This is a genomic window from Pseudoxanthomonas sp. LjRoot206, assembly GCF_056175725.1.
The window spans coordinates 566,926-590,095 of sequence record NZ_JBGFFI010000001.1 but is presented as its reverse complement, the minus strand read 5'-3'; the positions used below and the strand labels follow the sequence as shown (position 1 = coordinate 590,095).

The following is a 23,170-nucleotide window of genomic DNA, read 5'->3' as shown; positions in this document are numbered from 1 at the left end:
GTCAGTCCTTCAGCGTCGGCAGCCGCGTGCGGCAATGCGCCACGCAGCGTTCGATATCGCCGAAATCCTCGATGCCGTACCAGAACACCTTCCACTTCTCCTGCTTGTAGCAGCCGTCGGATTCGGCGTAGTAGAAGATGTTGACCTGGTTGTTGTGGCGCGAGCGCCAGAACAGCTGCGGATTCTCCTCGCGCATCACGTGCCAGACCGCGCGGCCCAGGCCCTCGCCCTGCGCGTCGTCCAGCACCGCGAACTTGTCGAGGTACGCGAAGCCTTCTTCCTGCGTCAGGATCAGCGCGGTGCGGTAGTTCTCGCTGATGTAGACGCGGTACGGCACGGTGCGTTCGAAGTAGTCCGGCAGCAGCGTGCGACCGAAGCTGGATTCGATCAGCGTCTTCAGGCGCGGGAGATCCACGCCGTCCCAGCCGTTCCCGAAGCGCAGCACGCGTTCGCCACGGCGCACCAGCGTGCCGGAGCCGCGATGGGTGAACAGTTCCTTGGCCAGCTCGGCGGGCTTGGTGATGGAGACCGACGAGGTCAGCGGCAGACGGTCCAGCAAATCCTTGATCTGTTCGATCTTCACCCGCATGCCGCCGTTGATCCACGGCTGCGCCATCAGTTCGTCGTATTCGGTGGACAGGTTGATCGAGTCGATCACCCGCCCTTCCGCGTCCAGCAGGCCGCCGGTACCGGTCAGGAAGATGATCTTGTACGGCTGCAGCACCTGCACCAGTTCGTTGGCGGCAAAGTCGGCGTTGATGTTGAGGATCTGCCCGCCGATGGTTTCGCCCATGCTGGCGATCACCGGGATGGAGCCAGCCTTCAGGCTGGCCTCGATCGGTGACTGGTTGATGCGGGTGACGTCGCCGACCAGCCCGTAGGTGGCCTGGTCCTTGTACTCGGCCTCGAACACGCCGGAGACGATCGACGTGGCGCGCGCACCCAGCTGCTGCAGGGCTTCGACCAACGCCAAATTCTGCTGCAGGAACACCTTGCGCACGATGGCGAGCACGTCCGGCGTGGTCACGCGCAGGCCGTTGACGGTCTGCTTGGTGATGCCGGCGGCCGTCATCTCCTCGTCCAGCTGCGGACCGGCACCGTGCACGACGATCGGTGTCAGGCCGACTTCCTGCAGGAAGGTCAGCGACGAGGTCAGCGCCTCCAGGTCGTCGCGCAGCACCGCGCCGCCGACCTTGACCACGGCGAAGCGCTTGGCGTCCAGCTGCGAGAAGCGCTTGACGTACTGCGATATCTCCTTCGCGCTGCCCATGCTGGACAGCAGGCGGATGATGGTCTGGCGGGTTTGCTTGTTCGATTCCATCGCGTTCTTGTTGTCGTTTTGTAGGAGGGGCTTCAGCCTCGACCGTGGTCCCACAGATTGCAGTCGGGGCTGAAGCCCCTCCTACAGGTCAATCGGCTTTTCCGAGGATGCGCGCGACGCTGTCGGCATACCGCTGCAACTGCTCCAGCGACACCCATTCGTCGGCGGTATGCGCCTGCGCGATATCGCCCGGGCCGTAGACGAACGCGGTCAGCCCGGCGGCGGAGAACAGCGAGGCCTCGGTCCAGAAGTCCACCGCGTTGCCGATCGGCAGCCCGAGTTCGTCGGCGAGATCGCGCGCAGCCAGGCGGCGCTCTTCGGCACGCGCGACATCGCCCGACGGCAGCGACGGACCGCGGAAGGTCTCTTCGTACTCGGCCAGCGCCTCGGCATTGGCGAAGCCGCGGAACGTGGCATGCAGCTGGTCCATGTCCTGCGACGGCAGCGGACGGAAGCCGAAGCGGACCTCCGCGCTCGGCGCGATCATGTTGGCCTTGATGCCGCCCTCGACCCGGCCGATGTTGAAGCGCAATCCGGTCAGTCCGCCGAAACGCAGGTGATGCTGTTGCTGGACGAAATCCAGCGCCGTCGTGCCCCAGCGCATCGCATTGTGCAGCGCGCTCAACGACAGCGCGTTCTCGGCCGAGGCATGACCCGCCTGCCCCTTGAACGCCATGCGTACGGCGCTGATGCCGCGGTGCGCGAGCACGGCTTCGCAGCGGGTCGGCTCGGCGATGATCGCCTCGCCGAAGCCATGGTCGCGCGCCAGGAAGGCAGCGATGCAACGTGCATCGTTCGCTTCCTCGTCGGTCGTGAACAGGAACGCAGCATCGCCCTGCGTCACCTGCGCGGCCGCGACCAGCGCCGCGGCCGCCCCCTTGATGTCGCAGGCGCCCAGGCCGATGGCCCGGTCGCCTTCGATCCGCAGCACGTGCGGGCTGGCGCTCCACGCCGGCGACGACGGCACCGTATCCAGGTGCACGTTGAACACCCGCTTCGGCTGTCCGCGCACGGCGAAGAACGACACCGCGCCCGCGCCGTGGTCGGTCACCTCGATGCGGAAATCCGGCAACTGGACCCGTAGATAGTCGAAGATCCCGTCGGTGCCGATGTCGCGCGGGGGATTGCGGGTGTCGAAGGACACCAGCTTTTCGAGGTGATGGAGAACGGATTGCAGCATGGTGTGTGTCCGTGGACCGTCGTCGTTTCAGTCGTCATCCCGGCGAAAGCCGGGATCCATCTTGATCTTGCCTCGGAAGCATCCTAGGCAGAATCAACTTGGATTCCAGCGTTCGCTGGAATGACGTGGTGATTTATCCCTTGGGCTCAGCGATTGATCTCGGCCCACAGGGTCGAGCTCATGCCGAACAGCTTGATGAAGCCTTCCGCCTCTTCCACGCCCCAGTCGGCCGACTGCGCGTAGGTCGCGCCCTTGGCGTTGAGGATGTGCGGCGACGTCACCGCCACCGCGTCGACGCGGCCGCCGCGGGTTTCCAGCACCACCTCGCCGTTGACGATGGCCTGCGAGGACTGCAGGAACGCCTCCAGGTCCGTCTTCAGCGGGTCGTGGTAGAAGCCTTCGTACACCAGTTCCACCCACTTGCGCGCGACCTCGGGCTTGAAGCGGTTCTGCTGCTTGGTCAGCACCGTCTCTTCCAGCGCGCGGTGCGCGGCGAGCAGCGACACCAGGCCCGGCGCTTCGAACACGATGCGGCCCTTCAAGCCGATCACGGTGTCGCCGGTGTACACACCACGGCCCACACCATAGGGTGCGAACAGCGCGTTCAACTTCGCCAGCAGCGCGGCACCGGCGACCGGCTGGCCGTCCAGGCTGACCGCCTCGCCGTGCTTGAAGCCGATCGTCACCCGCAGCGGCGCTTCGGGCCATTCGGCGCGCGGCGCGCACCAGCCGCGGGCGCCTTCGCCGGGCGCCTCCCATTTGTCGATCTCGCCGCCGGACATGGTCAGGCCCAGCAGGTTCTCGTTGATGGTGTAGCTCTTCTGCTTGGCGCGCACGCCGAAGCCGCGTTCTTCCAGGTAGGCCTGTTCGTAGGCGCGCGTCTGCGTATGTTCCTTCTGGATCTCGCGGATCGGCGCCACGATGCGGTAGTCGCCGCTGGCCTTCACTGCCAGGTCGAAGCGGACCTGGTCGTTGCCCATGCCGGTGCAGCCGTGCGCGATGGCGTTGGTGCCCAGTTCGGCAGCGCGCTTCAGCGCGGCGTCGACGATCAGGTAGCGGTCGGACACCAGCAGCGGGTACTGGCCCTGGTAGCCCTCGCCCGCCCACACGAACGGCTTGACGAAGCCGTCCCAGATCGCGGGACCGCCATCGACGGTGACGTGGCTGGCCACGCCCAGCTCGGCGGCGCGCTGCTCGATGAAGGCGCGCTCTTCCGCATCCACGCCGCCGGTGTCGGCGAACACGGTGTGCACGTTCCAGCCGCGCTCCTTCAGGTAGGGCACGCAGAAGCTGGTGTCGAGGCCGCCGGAAAAGGCGAGGACGATGTCTTTGGATTCGGAAGCGGTCATGGGGTTCTCTGGTGGTGTGCCCCCTCCCCCGCATCGCGGGGGAGGGTCGGGGTGGGGGCGATGGGATGGGGCCGAACTCTCCGGAGGCCGCTCGCCCCCATCCCAGCCTTCCCCCGCACGCGGGGGAAGGAGTGCATCGTGGTTACCGCACCAATGCGGCCATGATCGCCTTCTGCACGTGCAGGCGGTTCTCGGCTTCGTCGATGGCGATGCACTGCGGCGAATCCATCACGCCGTCGGTCGCCTTGACGTTGCGGCGCAGCGGCAGGCAGTGGCTGAAGACGCCGTTGTTGGTCAGCGCCATCTTCCGCTCGTCGACGATGAAGTGCTGGTACTGGTCGCGGATCGGCTTCTCCGGCTCCCAGTTGCCGAAGAACGGCAGCGCGCCCCAGCTCTTGGCATACACCACGTCGGCACCGGCATAGGCACTGTCGATGTCGTGGCTGACCTTGAGCGAACCGCCGCTCTCGGCGACGTTCTGCTCGGCCCAGCCCATGTAGCGCTCGTCCAGCACGTAGTCCGGCGTCGGGCACAGGAGCGTCACGTCCATGCCCATGCGCGTGGCGATGGTCAGCGCCGAGTTGGCGACGGCGGTGTTCAGCGGCTTGGGATGGTAGGTCCAGGTGAGCACGTACTTCTTGCCGCGCAGGTCGGACGTGCCGAAGTGCTCCTGCAGCGCGAGCGCATGCGCCAGCTCCTGGCAGGGATGGGTGATCGTCTCCATGTTGATCACCGGCACGGGCGAATACTTGGCGAACGACTTCAGCACGATGTCCTCACGGTCGTAGGCCCAGTCGACGAACTTCGGGAACGCGCGCACGCCGATCAGGTCCACATAGCGGCCCAGCACCTTCGCCACTTCGGCGATGTGTTCTTCGGTGTCGCCATCCATCACCGTGCCCAGGTTGAACTCGATCGGCCACGCGTCCTTGCCCGGCTGCAGCACCACCGCATGGCCGCCCAGCTGGAACGCGCCCAGTTCGAAGCTGGTGCGGGTGCGCATGGACGGATTGAAGAACACCAGCGCGATCGACTTGCCCTTCAGCGCGTCGCCCAGCTTGTTCTGCTTGTAGAGGGCGGCCTGCGTCAGCAACGCGTCGAGGTCGCTGCGGCTCCAGTCCTGCGTGTTCAAGAAGTGCTTCATTACGGCATCCTGGTTTCGGGAATGTGGCAAAACGGGCTTCAGAAACGAAAAAACCCAGCCTCTGGCTGGGTTTCCGGTGAACAAGCGACGACGTCCGGGGTACCCAGCTAGATGCAGGATTCCGGTCGACGGGCACGCGAGGTCATGCTCGAGGCCTGCGAGGCCGCGCTGTCAGCATGGGCGTGTGCGTTCATCTTCATGGGCGCGAATGCTCGCATGTGCTGCGGCGCAGCGCAAGGACGGATTCGGTTGCGTGTGCAACCGGGCACGGAATCAGGGACCGCTGGCGGTGGACTGGGCGGGCGCCACGTATGGCACCACCGAGATGCGGATGCGCAGGCGGTTGCCCGGGTCTTCCGCCAGGCGCGAACGGTACTTCACGCCCTTGTAGATGTAGTCCACGTCGTAGGCGATGGGGCGCTGGAACTCGCGCTCGATGGGCACCACGCGGCAATTGACCTTGACAGGCGGCAGCGTCACCGGAGGCGCCTGCGCCGGCTCCTCGTCACCGCCGAACCAGCCACGCACGGAGCTGACCATCCTGCTCCAGCGACTCTCGTCCTGCTCCGGCGGCGCGGCTTCGGGCCTGGCGGCGGGGACTTCGTCGCAACGCTGCTCGGTGCGCGTGGCCCGCAGGGTCTGGTAGACCGGCTCGACACCCAACACCTGCGCATAGTCCAGGCGCACGTTCTCCGTCGGGATCACCCGCTCCTGCGCCACGGCGGGCGCGGTGAGCAGAAGACAGGACAGGAAAAGGGTGGTGCGGAGGCGGAGCATGTGGCCTGTGCGTGGAATCCCGGTGTCACAGTGTAGGGACCGCGCCTTGAGTGGGGCTGAACATCAGCCTCCCGTGCGCCTTGGCCCTCGCCTGCGGCTCAGGCGTTAGAATTCCACGGTTCTCCCCTGCCCTGTTCCCATGACCCTGCGCCTGCACAACAACCTCACCCGCCGGGTCGAGGACTTCCGACCGCTTGGCCCGATCCCCACGATGTACGTCTGCGGGCCCACCGTCTACAACTACGTCCACATTGGCAATGCCCGCGGTCCGGTCGTGTTCGGCGTGCTGGCGGCCCTGCTTCGCAGACGCTACGGCGGTCTGCGCTACGCCCGCAACATCACCGACGTGGACGACAAGATCAATGCCGCGGCCAAGGAACTCGGCGTGGCGATCTCGGCCATCACCGACCGCTACGCCGCCGCCTACCGTCAGGACATGGCAGGCTTGGGCGTGACCGGCGAGTTCGCCCCGGACATCGAACCGGCGGCCACCGACCACATCGCCCACATCATCGCGATGATCGAGCAGCTGATCGCCGGCGGACATGCCTACGCCGCCGAAGGGCACGTCCTGTTCTCGGTGGGCAGCTTCGCCGACTACGGCAAGCTCTCCGGCCGCGACCCCGAGGAAATGCTGGCAGGCGCGCGTGTCGACGTGGCCCCGTACAAGCGCGATCCGGGCGATTTCGTGCTGTGGAAACCGTCCACGCCGGATCTGCCGGGCTGGGACTCGCCGTGGGGCGTGGGCCGCCCGGGCTGGCATATCGAATGCTCGGCGATGGCCGCCGCCCACCTGGGCGAGACCATCGACCTGCACGCCGGTGGCGTGGACCTGCAGTTCCCTCACCACGAGAACGAGGTGGCGCAGAGCGAGTGCGCGCACAAGCACGCCGACGGTTCGCACAAGACGTTCGCGCGTTTCTGGCTGCACAACGGCATGCTCAATTTCGGCGGCGCCAAGATGAGCAAGTCGCTGGGCAACATCGAGAAGGTGCACGACCTGCTGCAGCAGCACCCGCCCGAAGCCCTGCGCTACGCCCTACTGTCGGCGCACTACCGGCAGCCGCTGGATTGGTCGGACTCCTTGGTCGAACAGTCCAAGAACACGCTGGACCGGCTGTACGGCACGCTGCGAGATATGGGCGACGTCAGCGCGACGCCGCTGACCCCGCAGGCAATCGAGGACGCACTCGACGATGATCTCAACACGCCGCAGGCGCTGGCCGAGGTCGCCCGCATCGCCGCCGAGGCGCGCAAGGCCACCACACCGGACGACAGGCTCAGGTTGAAGAACGAGCTGCTGGGTGCCGGCCTGGTCCTGGGCCTGCTCCAGCAGGATCCTGCCGAATGGTTCGGCCGCGGTACCTCGTCCGACGACGACGCCCGCATCCAGGGTCTGATCGACGAACGCATCGCCGCCAAGCAGGCCCGCGACTTCGCCCGCTCCGACGCCATCCGCGACCAGCTGGCAGCCGAAGGCATCCTGCTGGAAGACACGCCGCAGGGCGTGCGCTGGAAGCGCGCCTGATCCCGCTTCTGTAGGAGGGGCTTCAGCCCCGACCCGGATCCCGATTTCATCCGTCGGCGTATCGGCCCCTCCTACAATGCCCGTCTTCGCGCCGATCTTCAGTGGTCGGGGCTGAAGCCCCTCCTACAAGACATCTCCGTGACCGACACGATCTTCCCGCTCGAACCCACCGCCGCCGACGCGCAAGCCGCCATCAAGGACGAATTCGCCTTCTTCAGCGACTGGTCCGAGCGCTACCAGTACCTGATCGACCTTGGTCGCAAGCTGCCTGCCTTCCCCGAGGAGTGGAAGCGCGAGGAGCATCGCCTGCTCGGCTGCCAGTCGATGGTCTGGATCGTGCCGGAAGGCGACGCAGCGAAACTGGATTTCCACGCCGTCAGCGACTCGGCGATCGTCTCCGGCCTGATCTTCCTGGCCCTGCGCGTGTACGCCGGCCGCCCGGCCGCGGAAATCCTGGCCACCTCGCCCGACTACATCGCCGACATCGGCCTGGCCAAGCACCTCTCACCGACGCGCAGCAACGGCCTGGCCTCTCTGCTGGCCTTCATCCGCGAGACGGCCGCGAACGCGAAGTGAGCGGAACCGGTGCGCCTTCCGCGTTCTCGCTGCTCCGCAACCGCGGCTACGCGGCGGTACTGGCCTACCGCATCTGCGCATTGCTGTCGTACCAGATCGTCGCCGTCACGGTCGGCTGGCATATCTACGAACTGACCCGCGACACCTTCTCGCTGGGCCTGGTCGGCCTGGCGGAAGTGCTGCCGTTCTTCTGCGTGGCGCCGTTCGCCGGTTACCTCGTCGACCACCTGCGTCGACGCCGCGTCGGCATCGTCGCCTGCGCGGCGCTCGCAACGACCGCCGTGATCCTGGTGGCCGTGTCCGCCGGCTGGCTGCCGTTCCATGGCGCGTGGCCGATCTATGCCGCCATCGCATTGACCGGCATGGCGCGCTCCTTCCTCAGTCCGGTCTACAACGCCCTGTTCGCGAAGGTGCTGCCGCGCGAGGATTTCGTGCGCGCCGCCGGGCTCGGCAGCGTGATCTTCCAGGCGGCGCTGGTCACCGGTCCCGCCCTGGGCGGCCTGCTGGTCGGCTTCGGCGGCAAGACGCTGTCGTACGCGATGGCGGTAGTCTTCGCGCTGATGGCCGGCATCGTGCTGGCGCGCCTGCGCGTGGAAGAGCCCGGACCGCCGGCGGTCAGCCTGCCGGTGTTCGCCAGCATCGCGCAGGGCGCCCGCTTCGTCATGGGCAACCAGATCATGCTCGGCGCGATGGCGCTGGACATGTTCTCGGTCCTGCTGGGCGGCGTGGTGGCGATGCTGCCGGCCTTCATCCACGACATCCTGCACTACGGGCCGGAAGGCCTCGGCATCCTGCGCGCCGCGCCGGCCGCGGGATCGGTTTGCGTCGGCCTGTGGCTGGCACGCCATCCGCTGCAGAAGAACGCGGGGCGCGTGCTGTTGTTCGCGGTGGCCGGCTTCGGCCTGGCGGTCATCGCCTTCGGGCTGTCGCGCAGCTTCTGGCTGTCGGCCGTCATCCTGCTGTTCTACGGCATGTGCGACGGCGTCTCGGTGGTGGTCCGTTCGACCATCCTGCAGCTGTCCACGCCGGACGAGATGCGCGGGCGCGTCTCGTCGATCAACGGCATCTTCGTCAGTTCGTCGAACGAACTGGGCGCCTTCTACGCCGGCACGATGGCCAAACTGCTGGGACTGGTGCCGGCGGTGATCCTCGGCGGCTTCGCGATCCTGTCGGTTGCGGGCGTGACCGCATGGAAAGCACCGAAACTGCGCCGGCTCGACCTGCGCGACCTGCAGTAGCGCTGCCGGAGACGCCACGAAAAAACCCCGCCGAAGCGGGGCTTTTCTTTTCCTGCAGGAACCGCTGGACTCAGTCGCCCTGCTGCTTCTGCAGGTGCTCCCAACGCTCCTGGGCGTCGATGGTGCGTTCGGCGGTGAGGCGCGCTTCCAGGCGATCCAGGCCGATCTCTTCACCCGTGTCGACGCAGTAACCGTAGTCACCGCCTTCCAGGCGCTTGAGCGTGCTGTCGATCTTGCCGATCAGCTTGCGGTAGCGGTCACGGGTACGCAGTTCCAGCGAGTTCTCGGTCTCGCGGGTGGCGCGCTCGGCCTCGTCGCCGATGTCGCGGACTTCGTCCTTGAGGTTCTCGATGGTCTGCTTGGATTCCTCGACCAGATCGGCACGCCAGTTCAGCAGGCGCTGGCGGAAGTACTCGAGCTGCAGGGTGCTCATGTACTCCTCGTCGGACGAGGGCTTGTAGCCGGCCGGCACGATCGGACGGCCGGTGGCTTCGTCGGTCTTGTAGGGCACTTCTTTCACCTTGCCGCGCACGACCGGCGCCGCAGGGCGGGCAGCCACGGCGACCGCGACCTTGCCCACCGGGCGGGCAACGGCGGGACGGGGGCTCACGGGCGCTTCGACGGCGGTAGAGGCTTTGGCGTTCTTGGTATTCGGTTTCGGGACTGGCACAGGCTTCGGGGGGGACGGAACCTTGGCGGCGGGCGCCGGGGCCTGGGCAGCCGCCTTGGGGGCGGATGCAGGCACGGGAGTCTTGGTCGCAGCCGCGGTGGGGGCGGACTTTGCCGGAGCCGGCTTGGCGGCAGGCTTCGGTGCGGAGGTGGGAGCGGGCTTCGCGGCCTTGGCCGGCGCCTTCACCGGAGCCGCCTTGGCGACGGGCGCCTTGGTGGCCGGCGCAGGTGCGGGCTTCTTGGCGCCTGCGGGCTTGGTCGCCTTGGCGACCGCCTTCTTGACCGGTGCCGCCTGCTTCGCCACGGGCTTGGCCGCCGGCTTCTTCGCCGGGGCTGCTGCCTTCTTGGCCGGTGCCGCTTTCTTGGCAGCCGGCTTCTTGGCGACGGGCTTGGGGGCCGCTTTCTTCGCGACCGGCTTGGGCGCCGGCTTCTTGGCGACAGCCTTCTTCGCGACAGGCTTCTTGGCGACGGTCTGAGCGGGTTTCTTGGCGGCCTTGGCGGCCTTCTTCGCAGGTTTCTTTGCAGCCACGAACAGCGCTTCCTTGTTCTTCCCGAGCATCGGGAAAGCGGGCTTTTATAGCCTACCCGGAAGGCAGCGGCAACCCGACGCGGTATCATCGGGCCATGCTCGCCCGCCTGCTCATCCTGCTGCTCAAGGGCTACAAGCGCTTCATCAGCCCGCTGCTGGGACCGCGCTGCCGCTTCGTGCCGTCGTGTTCGGAGTACGCCATGGAAGCGATCGGCCGGTTCGGCCCGCTGAAGGGCGGCTGGCTGGCGGTCCGCCGGATCGGCCGTTGCCATCCCCTGCATCCCGGCGGCCACGATCCCGTTCCGCCGCGGGCCGATACCTCCTCCCCCCATTCCTGCACAGGACACCACTGATGCCCCCCACCGTCATCGTCAACGCCCGTCTGGTCAATGAAGGCCGCGTCACCGAGGGCGACCTGCGCATCGAGAACGGCCGCATCGCCCGCATCGCCGCCGAGATCCGTCCCCAGGGCGACGAAACGGTCATCGACGCCGCCGGTCGCTGGCTGCTGCCGGGGATGATCGACGACCAAGTGCACTTCCGCGAACCCGGCATGCCGCACAAGGGCGACATGGCGACCGAATCGGCCGCCGCCGTCGCCGGTGGCCTGACCACCTTCATGGACATGCCCAACACCAGCCCGCCGACGCTCGACGCGGCCGCGCTGGAAGACAAGTACCAGCGTGCCAGGGGCCGGGCCTGGGGCAACTACGGCTTCTACATGGGCGCCAGCAACGACAACCTGGAGGCGATCCGCACGCTGGACCCGAAGACCGCGCCGGGCATCAAGGTGTTCATGGGCGCCTCCACCGGCAACATGCTGGTCGACAACCCGGACACGCTGGACGCGATCTTCCGCGAGGCGCCCACGCCGATCATCACGCACTGCGAAGACACGCCGATGATCGATGCCAACCTGGCGGCGTTCCAGGCCAAGTATGGTGACGCGCTGAGCGCCGAACACCACCCCGACATCCGCAGCCGCGGGGCCTGCATCAAGTCCACCCGCTTGGCGATGTCGCTGGCGCGCAAGCACGGCACTCGCCTGCACGTGCTGCACATCTCCACCGCCGACGAACTGGCGCTGTTCACGCCAGGCCCGCTGATCGCCGCCGACGGCACGCGCAAGCAGATCACCGCGGAGACCTGCATCCACTTCCTGCGCTTCGATCGCGCCGACTACGCCGCGCTCGGCAACCTGATCAAGTGCAATCCCGCGATCAAGGACGCCAGCGACCGCGAGGCGCTGATCAAGGCGCTGGTGGACGATATCGTCGACGTGCTGGCGACCGACCACGCGCCGCATACGCTGGAAGAGAAGGAAAAGCCCTACGTGCAGGCGCCCTCCGGCTTGCCGCTGGTGCAGTACGCCCTGGTGGCCGCCCTGGAACTGGTGCACGAGCAGCGCATGGACGTGACCCGCGTCGTGCAGAAATTCGCGCACGCGCCCGCACAGCTGTTCGACGTGAAGGAACGTGGCTACCTGCGCGAAGGCTATTTCGCCGACCTCGTGCTGATCGACGACGAGCCCTTCACGGTGAAGCGCGAGGACGTGCTGTCGAAGGTCGGCTGGTCGCCGTTCGAGGGGCGCACGTTCCGCTCGCGCATCGGCGCCACCTGGGTCAACGGCCGCATGGTCTGGAATGGCGAGCAGCTGGTCGGCACACCCAATGGCCAACGCCTGGAGTTCGCACGTTGAAGCTGGCGGTCGCGGCGCTGTTCGCCGCTGTCTGCGCCGGATGGATTCCGCTCGTCGCCGCGCAGGACGCGGCGCCGGCGGCCCCGGTGTCGCAGGAAGAACGTGTGGTGTTCCCGACCAGCGTGTCGCAGGGCGCGCTGGTGTTCGGCAAGGTGCCGCGGGGCAGCCAGGTGCGGTACGGCGAACGCCTGTTGCGTGCCACCGGCTACGGCACCGTCGTGTTCGGCGTGGGTCGCGATGAAACAGGACCACTGAAGGTCGATGTCGTCACGGCCTCGGGACGCACGGAATCCGTCAGCATCGCGGTGACGCCGCGCGACTGGCCGGTCGAACGCGTCAACGGTGTGCCGCCGAAGACGGTCAATCCGCCGCCGGAGATCGCCGCGCGCATCCAGCGCGAACAGGCGCTGGTCACTGCGGCACGCGGCCGCGACGACGAGCGCGCCGACTTCGCCCTGCCGTTCCAGTGGCCGGTGCAAGGCCGCATCAGTGGCCGTTTCGGCAACGCGCGCGTCTACAACGGCCAGCCCGGCGCCGGCCATTCCGGCATGGATATCGCGGCCCCGAACGGTACGCCAGTCAAGGCGCCGGCCGGTGGCCTGGTGACCTTCGCCTCGCCGGACCTCTACCTCACCGGCGGCACCGTGCTGCTCGACCATGGCCACGGCGTCAGCTCCAACTTCCTGCACCTGTCGCGCATCGACGTGAAGGTGGGTGACCGCGTGGAATCCGGCCAAGTGATCGGCGCCGTCGGTGCGACCGGGCGCGCGACCGGGCCGCACCTGCATTGGGGGATGAACTGGTTCGATGTCCGCATCGACCCACTGCTCGTCCTCGAACGCGGAAAGTAACCGCCGAGCATTCGCTATCGAGGCGCGTTGCGACGCGTTCTGCCGCACCGATGTACATCGTTTCAGGCGGCGCGGTTCGACGTGAGGATCGACCCGCTACTCGTCCTCGAACGCGGAAAGTAGTGTTCAACGCGTGGGAGCGACGTAAGTCGCGATTGCCCCGCACGGAAACCGGACATCGAAGCGCTGTCGACTGCAGTCTTGAAGACGACCATCGCGACTTACGTCGCTCCCACACCCTTCTGCTGGCCGGCCCGAAGACCCCGGTCGACGTCAGTCGTTGCTGCCGCTCACGCGGGCGACGGCATCGTGCGGATGCAGGCTTTCGTAGTGCGCGACGGTGGCGTCGTATTTGGCCACGCGTGCATCGCCGGACAGGACCGAAGCAACGCGGCGGGCTGCGTCCTCGCAGAACATCAGGTTTTCCGCATTGAGGCGGGCGAAGGCCTGCTCGTCGACGCGCTTGACCGCCGTCTGCACCGGGGTACCGAGCGCAGCTTCGATGGCATCCACCAAAGGCACCAGCGGCAATTCGTCGAACTGCGGACGCAGTTCCACCCGCACGCTGGCGCGGCTGCGCTGTGCATGCGGCGTCGCGGTCAAGCCACGTTCGGAGGCCAGCCAGTCGTGCACGGCATCGACCGACAACGCAGGCGAGGCACTGAAGTCCTGGGTGAAACGTTCGGCGTTGGCCTGCCGCGACAACGCGGCGGAGGCCGGACAGGTGCTGGAGTATTCGACCTCAAACGACAGCGCGAGGTTGAGATGGCCCTCGACCAGCGTGGCCTCGATCTCCACCGGGTAGCGCTTCCAGCCCGCGTAGTCGCTCTCCAGCGCCTTGCGCTGCAGGAGCGCGTCGTAGCGGATATTCAAGCGTGCGCTGGTCGCCAGTCCGGCCTGAGAGGCCACGCTGTCCTGCAGCAGGTGGCGCAGGCCCGCCGGCGTGATCGCCTCACGCGCCAGCCCGTCCTGCAGTTGCAGGTACAGGCGCGACATGTGGATGCCGCGCGCATCGGGATTGGCGAGGTTCACCGACAGGTCGATGCTGGCCGCCACCTGCAGCTGCCCACCCTGCCCGTCGGCGATGCGGACCGGCAGCGCGATGTTCTCCATGCCCACCCAGTCCAGGGGGCGTGCCAGCGGCACGCACTGATGGGCGACATCGGGGAGATCGGCGCGGGGCGCCACGGGAAGCGAGGGAGCCATGGTCATGCACGGGGGAGTGGATGCCGTGCATTGTACGCCCTGCCCCTGAATCCCCCGATGAAACAGTCCGTTACGGATCATTCCCGTCGCTATCGCTGCGATATGCAGCGCCTTCAGTCGCCGCGCGCCGCACGCCAGCCGGTGAACAGCAGGACGGGCCGTGAGGGCAACGAGGCGGGTGCCCCCGTCCGCGACAGGCGCTCCAGCCTGCCCCGCGCATACGCGGCGAGGACGCGACGCTCGCGTGCGCCCTGGCGCGATGCGGGCCAGCGCTGCAGGATCTCCGTCGCCCAGGCCTGCACCGACGATGCGTCATCGGCCCGTCTCGACGCCGTCGGCGTAGCGATGACGCCCATGTCGGCCACGCGCGCGGCAAGCACCTGGGCGACAACGGCGTCCGCATCGGGCGCACGGCCCAGCACATCCGCCTCCACCGCCGCGACGGCGGCGCCGTAGGCCGCCAGCGCGGCGAACGCCTCGGAGCCTGTCGCCGGTGTCTCGCGCGCCGCCACCAGAGCCGGCAACGCGTCCGCCAACTGTGTCCACGGCGCCCGCACCGGCTCCAGCCGGCGACCCAGCGGATGGCGCGAACGCTGGCCGCTCCAGCCTCGCAGCTCCTCGCTCCACCAGGCAAGCTTGGCATCGGCCGGCAGCGGATCGCCGCTGATGTTCAGCACGTCATCGAACTCCTGCAGCAGCGCGAACCACGCCACCGCGATGTCCCTGCGCGCAGGCGCGATGAAGATCTCGGCCACCGACCATTCGGGCCAGCGGGCGTGCCATTTTTCGAGGAAGCTGACGAGAGCGGCGGAGTCGGACATGCAATGGAACTCTGTAGGAGTAGTACCGGCATGCCGGCACTGGTAAGTCGCGACCAGGATGCCGGGACGCTCGGGCGAGCGGCCACGACACGATGGGGGCGCCGGTGGAATGGCTGGAACCGCAGCCGTGTGGTCGCGACTTACATCGCTCCTACATCAAGCCGGCTGGTGGGCCACACGGCAGCATCCTGCAATGCGCCCGCGGTCTCGCACATCACCTCCGCGCCCCACTCCGCCGGCACTTCATGCGCCTGCCGGTAACCCCACAGCGCGGCGATCGACGGCATGCCGGCGGCGCGCGCGGCCTGCACGTCGCGCTCGTCGTCGCCGACGTAGACACAATCGGCGATGGCGATGCCGATGCGTTCGGCGGCGACTTGCAACGGCAGCGGGTGCGGCTTCTTCTCGGCCAGCGTGTCGCCGCCGATCAGCACCGCGCAGCGATCGCTCCAGCCCAGTTGCGGCAGGATGTCACGCGCCAGGTACTCCGGCTTGTTGGTGACGATGCCCCAGATGCTGCCCGCCTGTTCCAGGGCAACGAGCATCTCGGCCACACCGTCGAACAGCACGCTGTGACGGCCAAGCTCCTCCTGGTAGATCTCGAGGAACTCGGGAACCAGGGCTTCGCGAGGCGCCTGCTCCATCTCCGGAAACGCCGCCGCCAGCATCGCGCGCGCACCCTTCGACACGTGCGGGCGCAGGACCTCGATGGTCATGGGACCGATGCCGCGCGAGGCGCGCATGCGGTTGGCGGTGGCCAGCATGTCCGGCGCGCTGTCGAGCAGCGTGCCATCCAGATCGAACAGCGCTGCGCGCGGGAACCCCGTCGGCGTCACGGCTTCACCGCGCTGGCGAGGTAGTTCACGTCGGTACGCGAGGTCAGCCGGGCACGCTGGCGCCATGGCTCGTAGGCCAGGCCGGTGACGTCCTGCACCTGGAAGCCCGCCTCGCGCAGCCACGCGGCCAGCTCCGAGGGGCGGATGAATTCCTTGTAGTGGTGCGTGCCCTTCGGCAGCAGGCGCGCGATGTACTCGGCGCCGACGATGGCCAGCGCGAACGCGGCCGGCGTACGGTTCAGCGTGGACAGGAACAGCTGCCCGCCCGGCTTCAGCAGCGTGTGGCAGGCGCGGATGATGGACGCGGGATCCGGCACGTGCTCCAGCATCTCCATGCAGGTGACGACGTCGAAGCTGCCCGGGCGTTCCTCGGCCAGCGATTCGACCGAACGCAGCTGGTAGTCGACCTGCACGCCCGACTCCAGCTTGTGCAGCCGACCGACTTTCACCAGTTCCGGCGCCAGGTCGATCGCGGTGACCTGCGCGCCCTCGCGCGCCAGCGCCTCGCTCAGCAGACCGCCGCCACAGCCGACGTCCAGCGCGGTCGCGCCCGGCAGGCGAGCACGGTCGCGCACGTACTGCAGGCGCACCGGATTGAGCGCGTGCAGGGCCTTCTGCGGGCCGTCCGGATCCCACCAGCGGTTGGCCAGCGCGCCGAACTTGTCGAGCTCGGCCTGGGTGAAATTGTCGTCGCGGGAGGAAGTCGTGGTCGTCATGCCGCCATTGTAGAGCGGGCCGACCCGCTGAAGCGCCATCCCGTCGTCCCAGCGAAAGCTGGGACCCATCTTGCTTTTGCCTGAATCGGCAGCCGAAACAGCAAACGCAACGTCCACATGGATCCCAGCGTTCGCTGGGATGACGCGATCAAGACAGGCGGATGCCCGCGATCCGTTCGCGCCATTGGCGCGCATTGGCGATGACGCCGTCGATGTCGATCTCGACCAGCACGCGCTGCAGCAGCTTCGGGCGGCCGGCGATCCACACGTCGCTGACCTGCTGGCGCCCGGTCGCGTAGATCAGCTGCGACACCACGTGGTGCAGCGGCTGCGTTTCCAGCGCGGCCAGGTCGACGCAGACCAGGTCGGCCTCCTTGCCGGGCTCGATGGAGCCGATGCGGTCGTCGAAGCCGATCGCCTTCGCGCCGCCCAGCGTGGCCGCGCGCAGCGCATTGAAGGCATCCAGCGCGGCCGCGTCCTGCGCCACCGCCTTGGCCAGCAGCGCCGCAGTACGGGTCTCGCTGAACATGTCCAGGTCGTTGTTGCTGGCGCAGCCGTCGGTGCCGACGGCCAGCGTCACGCCCGCGCGTTCCAGCGCGCAGGCCGGGCAGAAACCGGACGCCAGCTTGAGGTTGGATTCCGGACAATGCACCACGCTGACGCCGCGCTCGGCGCACAGGTGGATCTCCGCCTCGGTGAGCTGGGTCATGTGGATGGCGATCAGGCGGTCGTTGACCAAGCCCAGCCGATCCAGGCGTGCGATCGGGCGCTGACCGTATTTTTCCAGCGACTGCTCGACTTCCTGCGCGGTCTCATGCAGGTGCAGGTGCACCGGCACGTCGAGCTGGTCGGACAGCATGCGCACGCGCTCGAAGTTCGCGTCGTTCACCGTATACGGCGCATGCGGCGCGAACGCGGTCGCGATCAGTGCGTCGTCGCGCCACTGGTCGTGGACCTCGCCCGCCTTGTCGAAGTACTCGTCGTCGGAGGACGCCCAGGCCGTCGGGAAATCGATGACCGGCAGGCCGACGCGCGCACGGAAGCCGTGATGCTTGTAGGTCGCCGCCTGCACGTCGGGGAAGAAGTAGTTCTCGTTGACGCACGTGGTACCGCCGCGCAGCATCTCGGCGATCGCCAGGGTGATGCCGTCGGCGACGAAATCGGGACCGATCACCGCGCCCTCGATCGGCCAGATGTGCTCCTGCAACCACACCTTCAGCGGGAGGTCGTCGGCGACGCCGCGCAGCAGCGTCATCGGGTTGTGCGTATGCGCATTGACCAGGCCGGGGATGAGCGCCGCGTCCGGGCGCGACACCGTTTCACGCGGCAGGAAGCGCTGGCGCGCCTCCGCCACCGGCAGGACGGCGACGATGCGCCCGCCGGTCACGGCGACCGCATGGCCTTCCAGCACCACCCCGTGCGGGACGACGGGCACCACGAAACCGGCTTCGATCAACAAGTCGCAGGCGTCGGGGGTGCGGTCGTTCATGGGGCCTCGGCTCAGAATCCCAGCGTGTAGGTCAGGCCGATGGCGCCGGCGCCGAACAGCAGCCAGCACAGCAGCATCAGCGCCAACGCGCGACCGTAGCCCAGCCTCGGCACGCTGGGGAACAGCCGCGGCAGGGTCGCATTCCAGCACAGCATCACGCCCAGCCCGGCCAGCAGCACGCCGACCGCCCAGATGCCGAGGTAAAGCGCGAGCTGCTCCATCACTTCACGCGGCTGACGTATTCGCCGGTGCGGGTATCGACCTTGATGATCTCTTCCTGGCCGACGAACAGCGGCACGCGCACGACCGCGCCGGTTTCCAGCGTGGCCGGCTTGCCGCCGGTACCGGCGGTATCGCCCTTCACGCCCGGGTCGGTCTCGGTGATCTGCAGTTCGACGAAATTCGGCGGAGTCACCTGGATCGGGTTGCCGTTCCACAGGGTCACCACGCAGTCTTCCTCGCCCTTCAGCCACTTCTCGGCGCCGCCCATGCCGGCCTTGTCGGCCTGCACCTGCTCGAAGGTCTCCTGCTGCATGAAGTGCCAGTACTCGCCGTCGGAATAGAGGTACTGCATGTCGGTATCCACCACGTCCGCCGCCTCGACCGAGTCGGTGCTCTTCATGGTGATTTCCTGCACGCGGCCGCTCTTGATCAGGCGGTACTTCACGCGGGTGAAGGCCTGGCCCTTGCCCGGCTTGACGTACTCGGTGTCGGTGATGATCGCCGGGTCGTTGTTGATCAGGATCTTCATCCCGTTCTTGACGTCGTTCATGCCGTAACTGGCCATGCGTGTGCTCCTGAGGGTAAGGCGTACCCGCCGCGCAGGGCGGCCGGCCGGATAGAATGGGGAACCCGCCGGACCCGGCGGGTGCTTGTTTCCAGACCCGACATGATAACCGCAGCCCCCGACCCCCGACAGCCCGCCCCGCTGGCCGCGCCCCGCTGGCAGCAGGCGTGGCGCGATGCCGTGCGCGATCCGCGCGAGCTGCTGGCACTGCTGGGACTGGATGCGCTGGCGGACCGGCTGTCCGATGAGGCGGCGGCGCAGTTCCCGCTGCGGGTGCCGCGCGGCTTCGTCGCCCGCATGCGGTACGGGGATGCGAACGATCCGCTGCTGCGCCAAGTGCTGCCGCTGGACGACGAGATGCAGCCGATCGCCGGCTACGGCCTGGACGCCGTCGGCGACGGCGCCGCGCGGACCGGGACCGGCGTGATCCAGAAGTACCGCGGCCGCGCCCTGCTGGTGGCCACCGGCAGCTGTGCGATCAACTGCCGCTACTGCTTCCGCCGCCACTTCCCCTACGCCGACGAGACCGCCGCGCGCGATGGCTGGCGCGAGGCCATCGGGCTGATCCGCGACGACGCCAGCGTCGAAGAGGTCCTGCTGTCCGGTGGCGATCCGCTGTCGCTGTCGAACGCCAAGCTCGCCGAACTGACCGACGCCCTGGCCGGCACGCCGCACCTGCGCCGCCTGCGCATCCACAGCCGGCTGCCGGTGGTCCTGCCCGAGCGCATCGACGACGGCCTGATCGCCTGGCTGGCTGGCCTGCCGTGGCCGGTGACCCTGGTCCTCCATGCCAACCATGCCAACGAATTCGACGAGGCGGTCGATGCGGCGCTCGCGCGCCTGCGCGGGGGCGGCGTGCACCTGCTGAACCAGGCGGTGCTGCTGCGCGGCGTGAATGACGACGTCGACGCCCTGGCCGCGCTTAGCGAGCGCGGCTTCGCCGCCGGCGTGCTGCCGTACTACCTGCACCAGCTCGACCGGGTAGCCGGCGCGGCCCACTTCGCGGTGGACGACGCCCGCGCCAGGGCCCTGCATGCCGCGCTGGCGGCGCGTCTGTCGGGCTACCTGGTGCCGCGGCTGGTGCGCGAAGTCGCCGGCGATACCGGCAAGCGATCGCTCTGACGCCCCGGCCAGTGGTCGTGTGCGCATCTGCGACGGCTGCATTGGACTCGTCACACGCGTTCAGGTATTAAACGCGCACCCCTCGCGGACACGCTGCATGCAGATCGGCAAAGACACCACGCTACGACTGACCCTGGTGGACGACAGCGCGGAAGACGCGGAAGCCATCGTCTCCACGCTGCGCAACGGCGGCATTGCCGTACGCCCGCTGCGACCGGTCGACGCGGGCGAACTGGGGCAGATGGTCGCCGGCCAGCCGATGGACCTGCTGCTGGCCTCACGCAGCGCCAAGGGCATCCCGCTGGCTACGGTGCTCAGCCAGGTCGATGCCAGCGGCAAGGACATCCCCGTCATCGTGCTGGCCGATGCGATCAGCGAAGCCGACCTGCTCGCCGACCAGGCGGCCGGCGCGCGCGCGGTCGCCCTGCGCGGCCGGCCGGAGCACGTGCTGACCGTCCTGCGCCGCGAATGGGCCGATCTCGACGCACGCCGCTCGCAGCGCCGGCTGGAAGGCCAGATGCGCGAGACCGAGCGCCGCTGCGACGCGCTGATCTCGTCCTCGCGCGACCCGATCGCCTATATCCACGAAGGCATGCATATCCGTGCCAACGATGCCTACCTGGAGATGTTCGGCTTCGAGTCCTTCGAGGACGTGGAAGGCCTGTCGCTGCTCGACCTGGTGGGTCCGCAGTACGTCAACGACTTCAAGGCCCTGCTGAAGAAGCTCAGCAAGGGCGAACCGCCGCCGCCGCGCTTCGAACTGGAAGCGCGCAGCATCGACGGCGACAGCTTTCCCGCCACGCTGGAGTTCGCCACCGCGACCTACGAGGGCGAGGCCTGCGTGCAGGTGGTGTTCCGCCGCCGCGAGGAGTTCGATCCCGAACTCGCCCGCGAGGTCGAGGACCTGCGCCAGCGCGACATGGTCACCGGCCTGCTCAACCGCCCGACCTTCCTGCGCGAACTGGAGAACGCCGTGGCCCAGGTGGCCCGCGGCGAGGACCAGTACGCGCTGCTGCTGATCGAACCCGACCACTACCAGCGCCTGCTGCAGGACATCGGCATCGACTCGGCCGATGCGCTGGCCGCCGCGCTGGCGGCGCGCCTGTCCGAGAAGCTGGACGAAGGCACCCTCGCCGCCCGCTTCGGCGAACGCACCTTCGCCGTCCTGCTGCGCGGCAACCATGCGCAGACCGCGGCGCTCGCCGAAAAGCTGCGTGCGTCCTACGCCTCGCACGTGTTCAACGTCGGCGAACGCTCGGCCTCGGTCACCGCCAGCATCGGTGGCGTGCAGATCGGCGAGAAGATCGCCAGCGTGGGACCGGTGCTGACGCGGGCGACCGACGGCCTGCAGACCGCCACCAACCTGGGCGGCAACCGCATCGAGATCTTCGACCCCGGCGCGGTGGACCGCGCCGAGGAAGAGCGCGTGCAGAACTGGATCAAGCGCCTGCAGGAAGCCCTGCAGGACGGCAGCTTCCGCCTGTACTACCAGCCGGTGGTCAACCTGCAGGACGAACCCGGCGAGGTCTACGAAGCGCTGTTGCGGCTGGAATCCAACGGCGAGGTCGTGCTGCCGCAGTCCTTCATCGGCATCGCCGAAGAGAACGGCCTGCTCGACGCCATCGACCGCTGGGTGGTGAACCGCGCCATCGAAGTGCTGGCCGAGCGTAAGCGCGCCGGCCGCGACACCCGCCTGGTGGTGAAGGTCAGTCCTGCCTCCTTCGCCGACAACCGCCTGCTGGACCTGATCGCGAAGCAGCTCGCCGCGCACGACGTGCCCGGCGACCGCCTGTGGCTGCAGACGCCGGAGGCCAAGGTGTTCACCCACCTGCGCCAGGCGCAGACCTTCCAGTCTGCCGCCGCCAAGCTGGGCTGCCACGTGGGGCTGGAGCATTTCGGTGCGGGCCTGGATTCGTTCCAGCTGCTGTCGCACTTCCAGCCGACCTTCCTCAAGATCGACCGCGTCTTCAGCGAGGACCTGGGCAAGAACACCGAGCACCAGCAGAAGATCCGCGAGATCGCCGAGCGCGCGCAGGCGCTGGGCATCCTGACGGTGGCCGAGCACGTGCAGGACGCGGCGACGATGGCCTTCCTGTTCACCGCCAGCGTGGACTACGTGGAAGGCAACTTCCTGGCCGTACCGGGCCCGGCGATGAACTACGACTTCAGCTGACCTGGTTGCGGCTCTGTACAACGTCGGCTGATCGGCCGTTTGCCTTTTAGGAGCGGGCCATGCCCGCGATGCTTTTGGGACGGTCGAGGTAGAGCATCGCGGGCATGGCCCGCTCCTACAAAGACCGGACATGAAAAACCCGCCTTCCGGCGGGTTTTCCTTTCATTGCCGTCGCGACGCGGCTCAGGCGAACGTCCCTTGCTGCGCGCGCAGCGCGGCGATGCGGTCTTCCAGCGGCGGATGGCTGAGGAACAGCTTCTTCATGCCCTGGCCGATGCCGCCGGCGATGCCGAAGGCTTCCACCTGCGCCGGCAGCGTGCTCGGCTGGTGCTGCTGGTTAAGGCGTTCGAGCGCGGCGATCATCTTCTGGCGGCCCGCGTACGTGGCACCGCCCTGGTCGGCGCGGAACTCGCGTCGACGCGAGAACCACATCGCGATCATCGTCGCGAACAGGCCGAACACCACTTCCAGCGCCATCACGATGGTGTAGTACGCGAAGCCGCGGCTTTCGCCCTCGCGGTTGCCGGACAGGAAGCCGTCGACGATGCCGCCCACCACGCGGGCCAGCACGATGACGAAGGTGTTCAGCACACCCTGCAGCAGCGCCATCGTCACCATGTCGCCGTTGGCGACGTGGGCGACCTCGTGGCCGAGCACGGCTTCGGCCTCGTCCTGCGTCATCGAGCGCAGCAGGCCGGTCGATACCGCCACCAGCGCGTTGTTGCGGTTGGCGCCGGTGGCGAAGGCGTTGATCTCCGGCGCGTCATAGACGGCGACTTCCGGCATGCCGATGCCGGCCGCCTGGGCCTGGCGCTGTACGGTGGCCACCAGCCAGCGCTCGGTGTCGTTGCGCGGCTGCTCGATGACCATGGCGCCGGTGGCGCGCTTGGCCATCCACTTCGAGGTCAGCAGCGAGATCAGCGAGCCACCGAAGCCGAAGATCGCCGCCATGATCAGCAGTCCGCCCATCTGGCTGGAATTGACGCCAAGGAGGGACATGACGACGCTGGCAAGGGCCAGCACGGCCAAGTTGGTAGCAAGGAACAACGCGACACGCGTGAACACGACAGCGATCTCCGGAATGAGTGGTATGCAAACGGTTACGCCCGCAGAATTGCGGCTGTGCCCGCTTGAATTCAAGCGACTCCCTGACTGCGTG

Annotated in this window: 22 protein-coding genes; 8 read left to right on the top strand and 14 right to left on the bottom strand. The window is 67.9% G+C overall.

The window, feature by feature from the left end; translation table 11 throughout:
- Window position 1 precedes the first annotated feature (1 nt).
- The 5 genes from AC04MD_RS02995 to AC04MD_RS02975 form a co-directional block, all read right to left on the bottom strand.
- Window positions 2–1,321 carry an acetylglutamate kinase gene (locus tag AC04MD_RS02995; protein ID WP_475495834.1) on the bottom strand — a complete coding sequence of 440 codons (1,320 nt, stop codon included), beginning with the start codon at window positions 1,319–1,321 and terminating at the stop codon, window positions 2–4.
- An 88-nt stretch (window positions 1,322–1,409) separates the two neighbouring features.
- Complete coding sequence (locus AC04MD_RS02990) at window positions 1,410–2,501, bottom strand: acetylornithine deacetylase (RefSeq protein WP_475495833.1); 1,092 nt, start codon at window positions 2,499–2,501, stop codon at window positions 1,410–1,412.
- A gap of 146 nt (window positions 2,502–2,647) precedes the next feature.
- A complete protein-coding gene (locus tag AC04MD_RS02985; protein WP_475495832.1) occupies window positions 2,648–3,850 on the bottom strand; it encodes an argininosuccinate synthase in 1,203 nt (400 codons plus the stop codon).
- 142 nt (window positions 3,851–3,992) lie between these two features.
- Window positions 3,993–4,994 carry an N-acetylornithine carbamoyltransferase gene (locus AC04MD_RS02980; RefSeq protein ID WP_475495831.1) on the bottom strand — a complete coding sequence of 334 codons (1,002 nt, stop codon included), beginning with the start codon at window positions 4,992–4,994 and terminating at the stop codon, window positions 3,993–3,995.
- A 273-nt stretch (window positions 4,995–5,267) separates the two neighbouring features.
- Window positions 5,268–5,771, bottom strand: coding sequence for a hypothetical protein (locus tag AC04MD_RS02975; protein ID WP_475495830.1), 504 nt, complete (start codon window positions 5,769–5,771; stop codon window positions 5,268–5,270).
- Between the two features lie 139 nt (window positions 5,772–5,910).
- Between AC04MD_RS02975 and cysS the strand changes: the two genes are divergently transcribed.
- From cysS to AC04MD_RS02960, 3 genes are all read left to right on the top strand, one after another.
- Window positions 5,911–7,299 carry a cysteine--tRNA ligase gene (gene cysS / locus AC04MD_RS02970; RefSeq protein ID WP_475495829.1) on the top strand — a complete coding sequence of 463 codons (1,389 nt, stop codon included), beginning with the start codon at window positions 5,911–5,913 and terminating at the stop codon, window positions 7,297–7,299.
- Window positions 7,300–7,437: 138 nt separating this feature from the next.
- Window positions 7,438–7,875: a SufE family protein gene (locus tag AC04MD_RS02965; protein ID WP_475495828.1), complete on the top strand. Its 438-nt coding sequence runs from the start codon at window positions 7,438–7,440 to the stop codon at window positions 7,873–7,875.
- A complete protein-coding gene (locus AC04MD_RS02960) occupies window positions 7,872–9,113 on the top strand; it encodes an MFS transporter (protein ID WP_475495827.1) in 1,242 nt (413 codons plus the stop codon). Before AC04MD_RS02965 ends, AC04MD_RS02960 begins: the two co-directional genes overlap by 4 nt.
- Before the next feature lie 70 nt (window positions 9,114–9,183).
- Here AC04MD_RS02960 and dksA read toward each other — a convergent pair whose 3' ends face one another.
- A complete protein-coding gene (dksA, locus tag AC04MD_RS02955; protein WP_475496162.1) occupies window positions 9,184–10,311 on the bottom strand; it encodes an RNA polymerase-binding protein DksA in 1,128 nt (375 codons plus the stop codon).
- 95 nt (window positions 10,312–10,406) lie between these two features.
- Here dksA and yidD point away from each other — a divergent pair, with 95 nt between their 5' ends.
- From yidD to AC04MD_RS02940, 3 genes are read left to right on the top strand one after another with little or no spacing between them, the layout of a single operon-like run.
- Window positions 10,407–10,664 (top strand): membrane protein insertion efficiency factor YidD, encoded by a 258-nt coding sequence (yidD, locus tag AC04MD_RS02950; RefSeq protein ID WP_475495826.1) that lies wholly within the window; start codon window positions 10,407–10,409, stop codon window positions 10,662–10,664.
- A complete protein-coding gene (locus AC04MD_RS02945) occupies window positions 10,664–12,010 on the top strand; it encodes a dihydroorotase (RefSeq protein WP_475495825.1) in 1,347 nt (448 codons plus the stop codon). Before yidD ends, AC04MD_RS02945 begins: the two co-directional genes overlap by 1 nt.
- A gap of 44 nt (window positions 12,011–12,054) precedes the next feature.
- Window positions 12,055–12,861: a M23 family metallopeptidase gene (locus AC04MD_RS02940; protein ID WP_475496161.1), complete on the top strand. Its 807-nt coding sequence runs from the start codon at window positions 12,055–12,057 to the stop codon at window positions 12,859–12,861.
- 273 nt (window positions 12,862–13,134) lie between these two features.
- Here AC04MD_RS02940 and folE2 read toward each other — a convergent pair whose 3' ends face one another.
- The 7 genes from folE2 to efp form a co-directional block, all read right to left on the bottom strand.
- Window positions 13,135–14,067 carry a GTP cyclohydrolase FolE2 gene (gene folE2, locus AC04MD_RS02935; protein ID WP_475495824.1) on the bottom strand — a complete coding sequence of 311 codons (933 nt, stop codon included), beginning with the start codon at window positions 14,065–14,067 and terminating at the stop codon, window positions 13,135–13,137.
- Between the two features lie 113 nt (window positions 14,068–14,180).
- A complete protein-coding gene (locus AC04MD_RS02930) occupies window positions 14,181–14,888 on the bottom strand; it encodes a squalene/phytoene synthase family protein (protein ID WP_475495823.1) in 708 nt (235 codons plus the stop codon).
- Window positions 14,889–15,028: 140 nt separating this feature from the next.
- A complete protein-coding gene (locus AC04MD_RS02925) occupies window positions 15,029–15,724 on the bottom strand; it encodes a phosphoglycolate phosphatase (protein WP_475495822.1) in 696 nt (231 codons plus the stop codon).
- Window positions 15,721–16,440: a bifunctional 2-polyprenyl-6-hydroxyphenol methylase/3-demethylubiquinol 3-O-methyltransferase UbiG gene (gene ubiG / locus AC04MD_RS02920; protein ID WP_475495821.1), complete on the bottom strand. Its 720-nt coding sequence runs from the start codon at window positions 16,438–16,440 to the stop codon at window positions 15,721–15,723. The genes AC04MD_RS02925 and ubiG overlap by 4 nt, the downstream gene beginning before the upstream one ends.
- Window positions 16,441–16,588: 148 nt before the next feature.
- Window positions 16,589–17,929 carry a TRZ/ATZ family hydrolase gene (locus AC04MD_RS02915; RefSeq protein WP_475495820.1) on the bottom strand — a complete coding sequence of 447 codons (1,341 nt, stop codon included), beginning with the start codon at window positions 17,927–17,929 and terminating at the stop codon, window positions 16,589–16,591.
- Window positions 17,930–17,940: 11 nt separating this feature from the next.
- The gene (locus tag AC04MD_RS02910; protein ID WP_475495819.1) at window positions 17,941–18,150 is read right to left on the bottom strand and encodes a hypothetical protein; all 210 of its coding nucleotides are present in this window, start codon (window positions 18,148–18,150) and stop codon (window positions 17,941–17,943) included.
- Window positions 18,150–18,716, bottom strand: coding sequence for an elongation factor P (efp, locus tag AC04MD_RS02905; protein WP_475495818.1), 567 nt, complete (start codon window positions 18,714–18,716; stop codon window positions 18,150–18,152). Before efp ends, AC04MD_RS02910 begins: the two co-directional genes overlap by 1 nt.
- A gap of 102 nt (window positions 18,717–18,818) precedes the next feature.
- On the opposite strand from efp, the gene epmB reads away from it, so the two are divergent.
- Window positions 18,819–19,838: an EF-P beta-lysylation protein EpmB gene (gene epmB / locus AC04MD_RS02900; RefSeq protein WP_475495817.1), complete on the top strand. Its 1,020-nt coding sequence runs from the start codon at window positions 18,819–18,821 to the stop codon at window positions 19,836–19,838.
- 97 nt (window positions 19,839–19,935) lie between these two features.
- Window positions 19,936–22,011 (top strand): EAL domain-containing response regulator, encoded by a 2,076-nt coding sequence (locus tag AC04MD_RS02895; protein ID WP_475495816.1) that lies wholly within the window; start codon window positions 19,936–19,938, stop codon window positions 22,009–22,011.
- 183 nt (window positions 22,012–22,194) lie between these two features.
- Here AC04MD_RS02895 and htpX read toward each other — a convergent pair whose 3' ends face one another.
- Window positions 22,195–23,076: a protease HtpX gene (gene htpX, locus AC04MD_RS02890; protein WP_475495815.1), complete on the bottom strand. Its 882-nt coding sequence runs from the start codon at window positions 23,074–23,076 to the stop codon at window positions 22,195–22,197.
- Window positions 23,077–23,170: the final 94 nt, after the last annotated feature.

Bases quoted from the DNA above. Each gene is read 5' to 3' on its own strand.
- AC04MD_RS02995 (WP_475495834.1), bottom strand. From the start codon at position 1,321: ATGGAATCGAACAAGCAAACCCGCCAGACCATCATCCGCCTGCTGTCC.
- AC04MD_RS02990 (WP_475495833.1), bottom strand. From the start codon at position 2,501: ATGCTGCAATCCGTTCTCCATCACCTCGAAAAGCTGGTGTCCTTCGAC.
- AC04MD_RS02985 (WP_475495832.1), bottom strand. From the start codon at position 3,850: ATGACCGCTTCCGAATCCAAAGACATCGTCCTCGCCTTTTCCGGCGGC.
- AC04MD_RS02980 (WP_475495831.1), bottom strand. From the start codon at position 4,994: ATGAAGCACTTCTTGAACACGCAGGACTGGAGCCGCAGCGACCTCGAC.
- AC04MD_RS02975 (WP_475495830.1), bottom strand. From the start codon at position 5,771: ATGCTCCGCCTCCGCACCACCCTTTTCCTGTCCTGTCTTCTGCTCACC.
- cysS (WP_475495829.1), top strand. From the start codon at position 5,911: ATGACCCTGCGCCTGCACAACAACCTCACCCGCCGGGTCGAGGACTTC.
- yidD (WP_475495826.1), top strand. From the start codon at position 10,407: ATGCTCGCCCGCCTGCTCATCCTGCTGCTCAAGGGCTACAAGCGCTTC.
- AC04MD_RS02945 (WP_475495825.1), top strand. From the start codon at position 10,664: ATGCCCCCCACCGTCATCGTCAACGCCCGTCTGGTCAATGAAGGCCGC.
- folE2 (WP_475495824.1), bottom strand. From the start codon at position 14,067: ATGGCTCCCTCGCTTCCCGTGGCGCCCCGCGCCGATCTCCCCGATGTC.
- AC04MD_RS02930 (WP_475495823.1), bottom strand. From the start codon at position 14,888: ATGTCCGACTCCGCCGCTCTCGTCAGCTTCCTCGAAAAATGGCACGCC.
- ubiG (WP_475495821.1), bottom strand. From the start codon at position 16,440: ATGACGACCACGACTTCCTCCCGCGACGACAATTTCACCCAGGCCGAG.
- AC04MD_RS02915 (WP_475495820.1), bottom strand. From the start codon at position 17,929: ATGAACGACCGCACCCCCGACGCCTGCGACTTGTTGATCGAAGCCGGT.
- AC04MD_RS02910 (WP_475495819.1), bottom strand. From the start codon at position 18,150: ATGGAGCAGCTCGCGCTTTACCTCGGCATCTGGGCGGTCGGCGTGCTG.
- efp (WP_475495818.1), bottom strand. From the start codon at position 18,716: ATGGCCAGTTACGGCATGAACGACGTCAAGAACGGGATGAAGATCCTG.
- epmB (WP_475495817.1), top strand. From the start codon at position 18,819: ATGATAACCGCAGCCCCCGACCCCCGACAGCCCGCCCCGCTGGCCGCG.
- AC04MD_RS02895 (WP_475495816.1), top strand. From the start codon at position 19,936: ATGCAGATCGGCAAAGACACCACGCTACGACTGACCCTGGTGGACGAC.